At 62.1% G+C, this 14,163-nt stretch carries 8 protein-coding genes; 3 read left to right on the top strand and 5 right to left on the bottom strand.

The genetic code is table 11. The features are described from left to right. Positions 1–9: 9 nt before the first annotated feature. Positions 10–483: an Lrp/AsnC family transcriptional regulator gene (locus WH299_RS09890; protein WP_323623044.1), complete on the bottom strand. Its 474-nt coding sequence runs from the start codon at positions 481–483 to the stop codon at positions 10–12. A 135-nt stretch (positions 484–618) separates the two neighbouring features. Between WH299_RS09890 and WH299_RS09885 the strand changes: the two genes are divergently transcribed. The 3 genes from WH299_RS09885 (at position 619) to pbpC (ending at position 9,405) form a co-directional block, all read left to right on the top strand. Further along, positions 619–1,248 carry a LysE family translocator gene (locus tag WH299_RS09885; RefSeq protein ID WP_122730015.1) on the top strand — a complete coding sequence of 210 codons (630 nt, stop codon included), beginning with the start codon at positions 619–621 and terminating at the stop codon, positions 1,246–1,248. A gap of 77 nt (positions 1,249–1,325) precedes the next feature. Beyond that, positions 1,326–7,124 (top strand): MG2 domain-containing protein, encoded by a 5,799-nt coding sequence (locus tag WH299_RS09880; RefSeq protein ID WP_339550173.1) that lies wholly within the window; start codon positions 1,326–1,328, stop codon positions 7,122–7,124. Continuing rightward, on the top strand, positions 7,105–9,405 hold the full coding sequence (pbpC, locus tag WH299_RS09875) for a penicillin-binding protein 1C (protein ID WP_339550172.1): 2,301 nt from the start codon (positions 7,105–7,107) through the stop codon (positions 9,403–9,405). The genes WH299_RS09880 and pbpC overlap by 20 nt, the downstream gene beginning before the upstream one ends. On the opposite strand, the gene WH299_RS09870 is transcribed toward pbpC, so the two are convergent. The 4 genes from WH299_RS09870 to glmU form a co-directional block, all read right to left on the bottom strand. After that, positions 9,402–9,779, bottom strand: a complete 378-nt coding sequence (locus tag WH299_RS09870; RefSeq protein ID WP_126569407.1) for a hypothetical protein — start codon at positions 9,777–9,779, stop codon at positions 9,402–9,404. The two genes, pbpC and WH299_RS09870, sit on opposite strands and share 4 nt — an antisense overlap. 60 nt (positions 9,780–9,839) lie before the next feature. Further along, positions 9,840–11,672, bottom strand: a complete 1,833-nt coding sequence (gene glmS / locus WH299_RS09865) for a glutamine--fructose-6-phosphate transaminase (isomerizing) (protein ID WP_033900499.1) — start codon at positions 11,670–11,672, stop codon at positions 9,840–9,842. Between the two features lie 10 nt (positions 11,673–11,682). Then, positions 11,683–12,450: a DeoR/GlpR family DNA-binding transcription regulator gene (locus tag WH299_RS09860; protein WP_028618576.1), complete on the bottom strand. Its 768-nt coding sequence runs from the start codon at positions 12,448–12,450 to the stop codon at positions 11,683–11,685. Positions 12,451–12,679: 229 nt separating this feature from the next. Continuing rightward, complete coding sequence (gene glmU, locus WH299_RS09855) at positions 12,680–14,047, bottom strand: bifunctional UDP-N-acetylglucosamine diphosphorylase/glucosamine-1-phosphate N-acetyltransferase GlmU (RefSeq protein WP_323622985.1); 1,368 nt, start codon at positions 14,045–14,047, stop codon at positions 12,680–12,682. Positions 14,048–14,163: the final 116 nt, after the last annotated feature.

Below are 14,163 nucleotides of genomic sequence, written 5' to 3'. Positions count from 1 at the left end.
CTACAGTCATTAGCTTGGCAAATGCCCCAGCGGCAATGCGCCTGGGGTTTTCACGGTCTGGATCGCGAAGTTGCTGCGGATATCCCTCACGCCCGGCAGCTTCAGCAAACTACCAGTGACGAACCGCTCATAGCCGCGCAAATCCGGAACCACCACCTGCAACAGAAAGTCCGACTCCCCCGACACCAGGAACGCCGAGATCACTTCCGGCAGCGCCGTCACTGCCTCGCGAAAGGCATTGGCCTCGGTGTCGTTATGCCGCTCCACCTTCACGCCCACGAACACCATCATCCCCAGGCCCACTTCATCCCGATCCAGTGTGGCCTGGTAGCCGCGAATCACACCGGCTTCTTCCAGCAACCGCACGCGCCGCAGGCAGGGTGAGGCAGACAGCCCGATCTCGTCCGCCAACTGCACATTGCTCAGGCGGCCGTCGCGTTGCAGGGCTTCGAGAATCTTGCGGTCAAAAGTATCGAGCTTCAGATTTGGCATAAGTGGATGGCTTACAGAGTAATAAGTGGCAGATAGTGCCAAGACTAGACGCTTTTCTGGCTGACTACGCAAGCACCTGCCCCGCCCTTCGGCCCTAGAATTGGCCAACACACAAGGGGGTGGAACATGGCGGAACTCTGGTTGTTTCTGGTGGCTCTTTCGGTGGCGTATCTGCTGCCAGGGCCGGACATGATCCTGCTGCTGCAGACCGGCGCGCGCCAAGGCAAAGCCTTGGCGCTGACCACCGCGATTGGCCTGGGACTGGCCCGCGCCTGCCATGTGGCCCTGGCAGGCATGGGCTTGGCGACCTTGTTCAAAGTGGCGCCCTGGACCTTTGATGTGGTGCGGCTGGGTGGCGCGGCCTATCTGTTGTGGCTGGGGGTGCAGTGCCTGCGGGCAAATATGCTGCCGACGCTCGATACGGCCAACGCCACCCTGAAAACCCACGCCTGGCGTGCCGCACTGCAACGCGGCTTGCTGACCAATCTGCTCAATCCCAAGGCGCTGCTGTTCTGCTCGGTGCTGCTGCCGCAATTCATCAACCCGCAAGCCAGCCCCGTGGCGGCGCAATTCGCGTTGCTGGGCGTGATCCTGGTCGCGGTCGGTTTCGCCTTCGACTGTTGCTACGCCCTGGCCGGCGCGCGCATCGGCCAGTGGCTGGCACGCAGTCGCTCGGCGCAGCGTGTGCAGCAGTGGCTATTCGGCAGTCTTTTGATCGGTTTTGCGGTACGCCTCACTTTTGTGCAACACGCCTAGCAGTGCGGCGTATCGGCGTCATCTTTTGTATCAAAGACGCGTGTAAGATACGCCGCACTTAGCCAGGGATGCTCACCATGTTCGATTCGTTCAAAGCGATCAGCCGCCGTATTGTCGGTGCGTTATTGACTATGGTGGGGGCCGTCTTTGGTCAATGGCATCCGCCGTTCTGGCTGCGCGCCATCGGCCGTGGACTGGCGAACCTGGGCAGCAAGGCGCGCGCTTATCCGCGTCAAACCGGTGCCGGCTTAGTGGGCCTGGTGTTGCTGGCCGCCGCTGGTTTCTACGGCTGGCACTGGTATTCCAACCTGCCACAGCCGCATACCGCGAGCTACTCGCTGCATAAACCCAACCTCACCGACTACACCCAGCAAACCCCGGTTGTGGATAACTTGCAGGTGCGTTTCGGTGAATCCGTGGCTCCGTTGTCGGCCATCGGCAAACCGGTCACCGAAGGCATCACCCTCAAACCTGCGGTGGCGGGCACCTGGCGCTGGGCGGATGACCGCAGCCTGTTGTTCGTGCCGGAAAAAGACTGGCCCATCGACGCCCATTACACCTTGGATATGGCGAAGAAAAACCTGTTGGCGGATGGCGTGTTGCTGGACCAATACAGCACGCAGTTTTCCACCCAACCGTTCCGCGCCACCCTGGCGCAAAACGAGCTGTATCAGGACCCGTCCAACCCGACACTGAAACAGTTGGTGGCGACCTTCCATTTTTCCCACCCGGTGGATGAAGACAACCTACGCAAGCGCGTCACGGTAACCCTCGGCAAAGGCCTGGCTTACCGCGACGCCCAGTTGCCCAACCGCCCGGAAATCACCTTCGACGAGAAAAAACTCAACGCCTACGTGCGCTCCGCCGCCCTGGCCACGCCACTGGAAAGCACGCCAGTCAGCGCCAAGCTCGACGAAGGCATCAAGGCCCGCGATGGTGGCAACGCCAGCACCGCGCCGCTGGTGGCGGAAGTCACCGTGCCCGGGCGCTATCGCCTGACCTTTACCGGCGCCGAAGTGAGTTTTGTCGACAACGCACGGGGTGAACCAGAGCCGGTGTTGATGTTCAGCAGTTCCAGCGCGGTAGCCGATGAGACCATTGCCGGTAAGGTCCAGGCCTGGTTGTTGCCGGAAAAAGCCCAGGACGACACGCGCCCCTACAGCAGCAACGAGATCGACGACGCCCTGCTCGCCCGCAGCACCAAGCTCAACCTGACCCACGTGCCCAGCGTCGAGCCTCTGAACACCCTGCATGCCTTCAAATTCAAGGCCCCGGCGGGCCGCGCGGTGTATGTACGCGTGCCCGCCAACCTGGAAGCCATCGGCGGCTACCTGGCGAAGGATCCTACGCCGTCGCTGATCAGCATGCCGGCTTACCCACGCACCCTGCAGTTCCTGTCTGACGGCGCCTTGCTCAGCCTCAACGGCGAAAAACGCCTGGGCTTCATGGCCCGCGGTGTGCCTGGCGCCCATGTGGAAATCGCTCGCCTGCTGCCCAACCAATTGCAACACCTGGTGGACCAAAGCAGCGGCAGCTTTGCCCGGCCGAACTTCGGCAACGAATACTTCGATCGCATGGTCGAGCGTCAATCGCTGGATATCCCGCTGTCATCCAATGACCCGGCGAAAACCGTCTACGACAACGTGGATCTCAGCCACTACCTCACCGCCAACGGCGGGCGGCGCGGCATTTTCGTGCTCAAGCTGAGCCCGCAGGATGATCCGGCCCAGCGCACCTTCGAGTACGACCGCAGCAGCACCAGCGACTTGCGTTTTATCGTGGTGACGGACCTGGGCATCATCGCCAAGCGCTCCAGCGATGGCAGCCATGACGTGTATGTGCAATCCATCGGCAATGGTTCGCCGGTGTCCGATGCACAAGTCGACATCATTGGGCGTAACGGTCTGCCGGTGAGCAGTGGCCGCACCGACGCCGAAGGCCACGCGCACTTCGCCAAGCTGGATGAGTTGCGCCGTGAGAAAACGCCGCTGATGTATGTGGTCACTCGCGGCAATGACCAGTCGTTTTTGCCGATCGCCCGTCAGTCCCAGCAACTGGATCTGTCGCGCTTCGATGTAGGCGGTTTGGAAGAAGACGGTGCGATTGATCGCCTCAGCGCCTACCTGTTTACCGACCGCGGCCTGTACCGTCCGGGCGAAACCGCGCACCTGGGCATGATCGTGCGCAGCGGCAACTGGAAAGGCGCCCTGCTGGGCCTGCCGGTGGAACTGCAAATCACCGACCCCCGTGGCCTGGAAGTGATTCGCCAACCGTTGAAGCTGTCCGCCAGCGGTTTTGAAAGCTTTGATTTCCCCAGCAGCGAAGTCGCCCCCGCCGGGGAATACACCGCGACCTTGCAGTTGATCGGCCAGAAGCAGACCCGCACCGACCTGGGCAGCGTGAGCTTCAAGGTCCGTGACTTCGAACCGGACCGCATGAAGGTCAGCCTGAGCCTGCACGACACGCCGGTGCAGGGCTGGATCCCACCGGATCAGGTGGTCGCCAAGGTCACCGCGATGCATCTGTTTGGCGCCCCGGCGTCCGGCCGTCGTGTGACCGCCAAAATGTCCCTGAGCCCAACACTCGCTGCGTTTGATCGTTACCCGGATTACCGTTTCCGTCTCAACGACTCCCTGGAAGACGCCACCACTGAAGACCTGGCCGAAACCACCGTCGACGATAACGGCCAGGCCGTGCTCGACCTCAACCTGCAACGCTTCGCCAACAGCACCTATCGCCTGCAGGTGATGAGCCAGGTGTTCGAAGCCGAAGGCGGGCGCAATGTGGCGGCGCAAAGTGCCTTGCTGGTGTCGTCCGCACCCTACCTTGTGGGTGTGAAAAGTCAGGACTCGCTGTCGTACGTCGCCAAGGATGCGCCGCGCCAAGTGCAATGGCTGGCCGTCGCGCCGGACCTTTCGCCCCTGGCGGTGGACGGCCTGACTACAGAGGTGGTCGAGCACCGTTATGTGTCGGTGCTGGTGAAACAATCCAACGGCACCTACAAGTACGAGTCGCGCATCAAGAACATCAGCCAGCCGGCCTCACCGCTGCTGATGACCAAGGAGGGCGCCAAGCAGGCCTTGAACACCGGCACACCGGGCGATTTCACCGTACAACTCAAGGACGCCAACGGCAATCTGCTCAACCAGATCGACTACAGCGTGGCCGGGCGTGGCAACACTTCGCGCTCCCTGGAACGCAATGCCGAGTTGCAACTGCGCCTGGATAAACGCAGCTACGCCACCGGTGATGAAATCGCCATCAGCATCCGCGCGCCGTATACCGGCGCCGGCTTGATCACCATCGAGCGGGACAAGGTCTACACCCAGCAGTGGTTCAAGGCCGACAGCACCAACAGCGTGCAACATATCCGCGTGCCTGCGGGGCTTGAGGGCAATGCCTACGTCAACGTGCAATTTGTGCGCGATATGGGTTCGGCCGAGGTGTACATGAGCCCTCTGTCCTATGGCGTGGTGCCCTTCAGCATCAATCTGGATGCGCGGCGCATGGCGCTGAAGGTTGAAGGCCCGGCGAAGATCGAGCCGGGGCAGATGCTCGACATCAAGGTCAACGCCGACCGCCCAGGCCGCGCGGTGGTGTACGCGGTGGACGAAGGCATCCTGCAAGTGGCGCGCTACCAGACGCCGGACCCGCTGGGCTTTTTCTTTCAGAAACGTGCGCTGGAAGTAGGCACCAGTCAGATCCTTGACCTGATCCTGCCGGAATTCAGCCGTCTGCTCAGTGGGGCAGCGCCCGGTGGCGATACGGAAGGCGCCCTGGCCAATCACCTCAACCCGTTCAAGCGTAAACACCAGCCGCCCGTGGCTTGGTGGTCTGGACTGGTCGACCTGCCAACTGGCGAGACCGTGCTGCATTACCAGGTGCCGGACAGCTTCAACGGCAAGCTTCACCTGTTTGCAGTGGCGGTGGACAGCGACAGCGTGGGCGTCAGCGAAGCCAATACCGAAGTCCGCGGTCCGATCGTGATCACGCCAAACGTGCCGGCGTTTGTGGCGCCGGGGGATGTGTTCAACGTCAGCGCCGGGGTGTTCAGCAACCTCGACGCGGCGGCAGAGGTGAAGTTTGAACTGCAGACCAGCGATGGCCTGAAGGTACAGGGCGACAAGGGCGGCACCTTGTCCCTGCAACCGCGCAAGGAAGGCACCGCCGAGTTCAAGATCAAGGTCGGTGAAACTCTGGGGTCGGCGGACCTGCGTTTTGTCGCAGTGCTGCCGGACGGCAAACGTATCCAGGTGGCCGAAACCACTTCGATCCGCCCACTGAGCGAACATCGCGTCGCCCTGAGCCTGGGTCGCTTTGAGAGCGCCAGCAAAGAGCTCAAGCCGACCCGAGAGCTGTTCAGCCAACTGCGCGACGTACAGTTGGGTGTGGCGGCCTCGCCACTGGTATGGGCCAACGGCCTCAAGCATTACCTGGACGACTACGGCTACGCCTGCACCGAGCAACTGGTGTCCAAGGCCATGCCGGCGTTGATCTGGGGCGGCAACGCACCCGAAGCCGAACAGGCCTTCGGCAGTGCAGTGCGCATGCTGCGCCAGCGCCAGAACCAGGCCGGGGGCTTTGGTTTGTGGGCAGCAAACCCGGACGTGGCGCCGTACGCCAGCGTGTACGCCACCGACTTCTTGATCGAAGCCAAGGAGCGCGGCTTGCCGGTGCCGGAAGACCTGTTGGTGCGCTCGAATGCGTATCTGACTGACCTGGCCAATGGCCCCAGCGAAGGCCTGTCGGAATTGCGCAACCGCGCCTACGCCAGTTACCTGCTAAGCCGTCAGGGGATTCTGGTAAGCGGCGCCTTGAGCGATATCCGCGAGCGCTACGAGGGCTACTTCAAGGATAGTTGGCAGAACGACTTGGGCGCCGCTTACCTGGCGGCCAGCTACAAGCTGCTCAAGCAGGATCGCCAGGCTGACACACTGTTCCGCAAAATCCCCTGGCGTTCGCTTGTGGATAAGTGGGACAGCGACGGTTTGTACTACGACCCGCTGGTGCACGACGCCGAACACCTGCACCTGCTGGCCCGACATTTCCCAGAGCTGATGGACGATGTGCCTACAGCGCTGCTGGATAAACTCGGTAAGCGCCTCAACGAGCAACGTTACAACTCGCTGTCGGCCGCCCTGCTGTTGCGCGCCTTGGACAACTACGGCCAGCGTGCGCAAAGCGACATGACGCTCAAGGCCACCGCCTGGCTGGGGGACAAGCAGCAGCAATTGCTGGAGATGGCCGGCCAGCCACCCCGCGCCGCTGTGCCAGGCGCCACGCAGAAGCTGGTGATGGAAAAATCCGACGGCCCGGCGGCGTTCTTCATGCTCAGCGAAGCCGGTTTCGACAAGGGCGCCAAACTCAAGCCGATCACCAATGGCCTGGAGATCATCCACGAATACCTCGACCTCAAGGGCGAGCCGGTGAGCAAGGTCGCGGTAGGCGATGAGTTCCTGGTGCGCCTGCGTCTGCGCGCGACCGACCGTGACCAGGTGCAGCAAGTGGCCGTGGTCGACCTGCTGCCGGGTGGCGTCGAGCCTGTGTATAACTTGCCGCCGGAGCCAGAAGCCGCGAGCAGCGAGGAAGGCGAAGAGTCCGAGTACGTGGAAGAGGACAGCCAGGAAGAAGAAAGCTGGCAAGCCCCTATCGGCGAAACCGAGCTGAGCAACTGGCAGCCGGAGTACGTCGATGTGCGCGATGATCGCGTGGTGCTGTACGGTACCGCGCTGCGCGATGTAGGCACTTTCGTCTACCGCGTGCGCGCTACCAACGCGGGCACCTTCAATACGCCACCGGCCTACGCCGAGGGCATGTACGAAACCACCCTGCAAGGGCGCGGCAAAGTAGGCCAGCTTGAAATTACCAAGCCTTAAGCGACTGACACTGCCGCTGTTCGCAGCGGCGGTGGTCCTGGTGGCGCTGCGGGTGTGGCCCCACGCTCCGCTGGAAAAGGCCGTGACCTCATCGCGGGTGGTGTTGGCCGATGACGGCGCGCTGCTGCGCATGACGTTGGCGGATGACGGGCAATACCGTCTTTGGCTACCGTTGGAGCGGATTTCTCCTTCATTGGTCGAAGCCTTGCTGCTCAAGGAAGACCGCAATTTCTACTGGCACCCGGGGATCAATCCCCCGGCGTTGCTTCGCGCGGCCATGGCCACCTACAGCGGTGGCCAGCGCCAGGGCGGCTCGACCTTGAGCATGCAATTGGCACGGCGCCTGTGGGACTTGAACACCCGCCAGGTGCCGGGCAAGTTGCAGCAGATGGCCTTGGCACTGTGGCTGGAGGCGCGCTACAGCAAGCACGACATCCTTGAGGCCTATCTGAACCTGGCGCCCATGGGTGGCAATATCGAAGGTGCCGAAGCGGCCAGCCATATCTACTTCGGCAAGTCGGCGGCGCAACTGTCATTGTCCGAAGCCCTGGCGCTGGCGGTGATCCCGCAACAGCCAGGGCGGCGGGCGCGCTTCGGGCCGTCGCTGCAAAACGCCCGGCTGCGCTTGATGAACGACTGGCGCGAGACTTATCCACAGGACCCGCGTAACGACAGTTTGCTGGAGTTGCCCCTCGAAGCACGCGACCGCCAGCACATCCCGTTCCTTGCGCCGCATTTGAGTGAGCAACTGCTGGCATCCCAGCCCGGCACTGAGCTGAACAGCACCCTCAACCTGCCGCTGCAACAATTGCTCGAACGTCTGATCACCGGCTTCATCGCCGAACGGCGCAGCACGGGTGTGGAAAACGCCACGGCGATCTTGATCGACAGCCGCGACCAGAGCGTCAAGGCATTGGTCGGGTCGGCGGATTACTTATCCACAAGCCTTCACGGCCAGGTCAATGGCGTGCTGTCGCGGCGCTCGCCAGGGTCGACACTCAAGCCGTTCCTGTACGGGCTGGCGCTGGACCAAGGGGTGATCCACCCCATGAGCATCCTCAAGGACCTGCCGAGTAACTTCGGCTACTTCCAACCGGAAAATTTCGACGGCAGTTTTGTCGGGCCACTGACAGCGCGGGATGCGCTGATCCGTAGTCGCAACATCCCGGCGGTGTGGCTCGCCAGTCAGGTCAAGTCGCCTTCCTTATACGGACTGCTGCAACGCGCCGGGATCAAAGGCCTGCGTGACGAAAGCCATTACGGCCTGGCCCTGGCCCTCGGTGGTGGTGAAATGACCCCGGAAGAGCTGGCGCGGCTGTATGTGATGCTGGCCGGTGATGGGCATCTGCGGCCATTGCGCTATTTGCAGGAACAGCCCCAGACCACCGGCGCCCAACTGCTGACGCCCCAGGCAGCGTTCATGGTGCGCGACATGCTGCGTCGTAACCCACGCCCGGATGGCCTGCCTGGACGTCACTGGCGCACCGCCTGGAAAACCGGCACTTCCTGGGGTTTTCACGATGCGTGGAGTGCAGGACTGGTCGGCCCCTACGTGCTGGTGGTGTGGGTGGGCAACTTCGATGGTCGTCCAAACCCAGCCTTCATCGGGGCCAAGACCGCCGCGCCGTTGTTCTTCCGCATCGCCGACGCCCTGCCTTTGGCCTTGCCCAACGTGGTGATCAAAGCCGACAAACCGCCCGCCGGATTAGTGCGCATTGATGTTTGCGCCGCGTCCGGCGAGTTGCCCAACCGCTGGTGCCCGCAAACCCGCAAGACCTGGTACATCCCCGGCGTATCGCCGATTCGCGTGTCGAACCTGCACCGCCCGGTGCTGATCGACACCCGCACCGGCAAGGCGGCCTGCCCGCCGTTTGACGCGCAATACACCCGCGAAGAAGTCTTCGAATTCTGGCCCAGCGATGTGCAACGCCTGTACCGCGCCGCCGGCCTGCCGCGACGTACCCCGCCAACCGTAATGAAAAACTGCCAGCCCAACCGCCTCAGCGACCAGAGCGAAGCCCCGCAGATCCGCTCGCCGCTGACCCAAGTGAGCTATCAACTGCGCCTGTCCCAGCCCCAGGAAAGCATCCCGCTGAATGCCAACGCCGCCAGCGATGCAACGACGCTGTACTGGTTTGCCGATCAAACCTTGATCGGCCAAGGGCCACCGCAAACCACGTTGAATTGGCGGCCGGGCAAGTCGGGGGAGTATCAGTTGCGGGTCAGTGATGATCAGGGGCGCAGTGTGAGTCGGGGGTTGCGGGTGGAGTTTGTGCCTTAGGAGTGGTTGTCGCACTCAGCAAGCTCAACGTAACTTGACTCCCCGCCTCCCGTTGCCCCCGACAACCAACCCCAGACAAAGCTCAGCGTGGTAGCCCCGGCAACATCCAAACCGACCGTGCCACGCGACCAACCGGACAGCAGCTCACCGTCCAAGGTCAGGCACTGAAACAGCAGTTCGATAGTGTCCGGGCCTGTCACTCGTCCCACTTGCGTGCCCAGGCGAACGCGCCCGCCCTGGTAAGTGCTGGAGATGGCATCACCCTCCACAAGGTAATGAAACACCGTGCCCGAGCCGGAAAGCCCCTGGGCATTGTTGGCGACGGTGAAGCGGCGGTTGTTCAAGCGTTGGTGAAGCTGGGAGGGGGCTTGCATTGAGGGCGCGTCCTTTCGCGGGAGCCTGGAGACCCGGGCGGGCCTCCAGGGTGTGGCGGATTACTCCACGGTCACCGACTTCGCCAGGTTGCGCGGCTGGTCGACGTCAGTGCCCTTGAGCACGGCGACGTAGTACGAGAGCAACTGCAGCGGGATGGTGTAGAGGATCGGCGACAGGGTGTCGTTGATGTGCGGCATGTTGATGACGTGGGTGCCTTCACCGTTGGTCATGCCGGCCTTTTCGTCAGCAAACACCACCAGTTGGCCGCCACGGGCGCGAACTTCCTGCAGGTTGGACTTGAGTTTCTCCAGCAGTTCGTTGTTCGGCGCCACGGTGACCACCGGCATGTCGTCATCCACCAGGGCCAATGGGCCATGCTTGAGTTCACCGGCCGGGTAGGCTTCGGCGTGGATGTACGAGATTTCCTTGAGCTTGAGCGAACCCTCCATCGCCACCGGGTATTGCGCGCCACGGCCGAGGAACAGGGTGTGGTTCTTGTCGGCGAACAGTTCGGCGACTTTTTCCACGGTGCTGTCCATGGCCAGGGCTTCGCCCAGGCGGGTTGGCAGGCGGCGCAGTTCTTCGACCAGCGTGGCTTCGACGCCTTCGGCCAGGGTGCCGCGCACTTGGCCCAGGGACAGGGTCAGCAGCAACAGACCCACCAACTGGGTGGTGAAGGCTTTGGTGGACGCCACACCGATTTCGCGACCGGCCTGGGTCAGCAGGGTCAGGTCGGACTCACGCACCAGGGAGCTGATGCTGACGTTGCAGATCGCCAGGCTGGCCAGGAAGCCCAGCTCCTTGGCATTGCGCAGGGCGGCCAGGGTGTCGGCGGTTTCGCCGGACTGGGAGATGGTCACGAACAGGGTGTCGGGCTGCACCACCACCTTGCGGTAGCGGAATTCGCTGGCGACTTCGACCTGGCACGGGATGCCGGCCAGTTCTTCCAGCCAGTAACGCGCAACCATGCCGGCGTGGTAGCTGGTGCCACAGGCAACGATCTGCACGTTGCGCACTTTGGCGAACAGCTCGGCGGCCTGTGGGCCGAAGGCGTTGACCAGCACTTGGTTCTGGCTCAGGCGACCTTCCAGGGTGCGTTGCACCACCGCTGGCTGCTCGTGGATTTCCTTGAGCATGAAGTGGCGGTATTCACCTTTGTCGGCCGCTTCGGCGCCGTCGCGGTATTGCACGGCTTCGCGCTCGACGGATTGACCGTTAACGTCCCAGATCGCCACGCTTTCACGACGGATGTCAGCAATATCGCCTTCTTCCAGATACATGAAGCGGTCGGTGACCTGGCGCAGGGCCAGTTGGTCGGAGGCGAGGAAGTTTTCGCCCAGGCCCAGGCCGATCACCAGCGGGCTGCCACTGCGAGCAGCGACTACGCGGTCCGGTTGGCTGGCACTGACCACGGCCAGGCCGTAGGCGCCGTGAAGCTCTTTGACGGTGGCCTTGAGGGCAACGGTCAGGTCGCCCAGGTCCTTGAGTTTATGGTTGAGCAGGTGGGCGATGACTTCAGTGTCGGTGTCCGAAGTGAACACGTAGCCCAGGCCCTTGAGTTGTTCACGCAGCACTTCGTGGTTTTCGATAATGCCGTTGTGCACCACGGCCAGGTCGCCCGAAAAGTGCGGGTGGGCGTTGCGTTCGCAGGGCGCACCGTGAGTCGCCCAACGGGTGTGGGCAATACCCAGGCGGCCAACCAGCGGCTCGCCGGCCAGGGCCTGCTCCAACTCGCTGACCTTGCCCGGACGGCGCATGCGCTCCAGCTTGCCGGCGTTGGTGAAGACCGCCACACCAGCGCTGTCATAGCCGCGGTATTCCAGGCGCTTGAGGCCTTCGAGCAGGATCGGGGTGATGTTGCGTTCAGCGACTGCGCCTACGATGCCACACATGGTGTTTCTCCTAGATGATTGCCGCGCATATCAGCGTAATGCCGCGGGCTTGGATCTGGTCGCGGGCCTCAAGCGGCAGGCGATCATCGGTGATAAGGGTATGGACGCTGCTCCAGGGCAGTTCCAGGTTGGGAATCTTGCGGCCGATCTTGTCGGATTCGACCATCACCACCACTTCACGGGCGACCTCAGCCATGACGCGGCTCAGGCCCAGCAATTCGTTGAAGGTGGTGGTGCCGCGTTCCAAGTCGATGCCGTCGGCACCGATGAACAGTTGATCGAAGTCGTAAGAACGCAGCACCTGCTCGGCAACCTGGCCCTGGAACGAGTCCGAATGCGGATCCCAGGTGCCGCCGGTCATCAACAGCACCGGCTCGTGTTCCAGTTCGCTCAAGGCGCGGGCCACGTGGAGGGAATTGGTCATCACCACCAGGCCTGGCTGGTGGCCCAGTTCGGGGATCATGGCGGCGGTGGTGCTGCCGCTGTCGATGATGATGCGGGCGTGTTCACGCAGGCGCATCACGGCGGCACGGGCGATGGCGCGCTTGTACACCGAGATGGGCTGGGCAGCGTCGCCCACCAACTCCTGGGGCATGGTGATCGCGCCCCCGTAGCGACGCAGCAGCAGGCCGTTGCTTTCGAGTGCGGCCAGGTCCTTACGGATCGTAACTTCCGACGTTTCGAAACGCTTGGCCAATTCGTCCACGCTGACTTCGCCCTGTTCATTGAGCAAGGTCAGGATATTGTGGCGTCGTTGGGGTGTATTTCGTTTCGACATGGCTATGGTAAGTTTCGTTTCGAAAGATAACGAAGGCAATCAAAACCTATTGCCGAAAGATCGTCAAGCGGGACACAGCAAATTTTTGATATGACGCAGCGCAAATGTGGGAGGGGGCTTGCCCCCGATAGCAGTGTGTCAGCCACTGACTACATTGGCTGAACTATCGCTATCGGGGGCAAGCCCCCTCCCACATTGAATGCCTGTTGCTGAGGAGACTATGGATAACTCATGTCTTTTTGATTTTGACCGGACGCTTCCAACCGTCGATGTTGCGTTGGCGGGCGCGGGCTACCGCCAGTTGAGACTTATCCACATCCTGGTTGATGGTTGAGCCCGCTGCGGTGTTCGAGCCATCTCCGATAGAAACGGGGGCGATCAGCGAGTTGTTGGAGCCGATAAATACGTCTTCACCAATGGTCGTCTGGTACTTGTTCGCGCCGTCGTAATTACAGGTAATGGCACCAGCGCCAATGTTGCTGCGAGCCCCAATCACCGCATCACCGAGGTAGGCCAAGTGGCCGGCCTTCGCATCGTCACCCATTTTGGCGTTTTTCAGCTCGACGAAATTGCCCACGTGCGCCCTGGCGCCCATGACGGTTCCGGGGCGCAGTCGCGCAAACGGACCCGCATCGCTGCCCTCGCCCATCACCGCACCGTCCAAGTGACTGTTGGCCTTGACCACCACGCCTTTGCGCAGGGTGCTGTCCTTGATCACACAGTTCGGGCCAATCACCACGTCGTCCTCGATGATCACGCGACCTTCGAGGATCACGTTAATGTCGATCAGCACATCGCGGCCGACGGTCACTTCACCACGTACATCGAAGCGTGCCGGGTCACGCAAGGTCACGCCTTGGGCCATCAGGCGACGGCCTTCGCGCAATTGGTAGTGACGTTCCAGTTCGGCGAGTTGCTTGCGGTCGTTGGCGCCCTGCACTTCCATCGGGTCGTGGGGCTGCTCGGTGGCGACCAGCAGGCCATCGCTTACTGCCATCTCGATGACGTCGGTGAGGTAGTACTCGCCTTGGGCGTTGTTATTGGACAGGCGGCTCATCCAGTCGCCGAGGTTATCGGCGGGGATCGCCAGGATCCCGGTGTTGCCCTCGGTAATGGCGCGCTGGGCTTCGCTGGCATCTTTGTGCTCGACAATAGCGGCAACCTTGCCATCGGCGTTACGCACGATGCGCCCGTAACCGGTGGGATCATCCAGTTCAACCGTCAGCAGGCCCATCTGGCCAGGCACGACGTGCTTGAGCAGGCGTTGCAGGGTTTCGACTTCGATCAGCGGTACGTCGCCGTAGAGGATCAGCACAGTGTCGGCGGTGATGAACGGCACGGCTTGGGCAGTGGCATGGCCGGTGCCCAGTTGTTTGTCTTGCAATACGAAATTCAGATCGTCCGCGGCGAGGCGCTCACGTACCACATCGGCACCATGGCCGATCACTACATGAATGCGTTGCGGATCGAGTTGCCGGGCGCTGTGGATAACATGGCCCAGCATGGAATTGCCGGCAACCGGGTGCAGCACCTTGGGCAGGGCCGAACGCATGCGGGTGCCCTGGCCTGCGGCGAGAATGACGATTTCAAGAGACATGAGTGGCTACCAATCCTGGGCGGTCCGGCTTCAGACCAAAGAAGTGTTTTGCTGAAAAAGAAAAAGGGTAGCCGAGGCTACCCTTTTTAATCAATCGCGCATGAAGCATGACGGCG

Origin of the sequence: Pseudomonas sp. MYb541 (assembly GCF_037479595.1) — a bacterium.
GTDB classification, from domain to species: domain Bacteria; phylum Pseudomonadota; class Gammaproteobacteria; order Pseudomonadales; family Pseudomonadaceae; genus Aquipseudomonas; species Aquipseudomonas canadensis.
The sequence above is the reverse complement of the archived record's forward strand: the minus strand, read 5'-3'. Positions and strand labels throughout refer to the sequence as shown.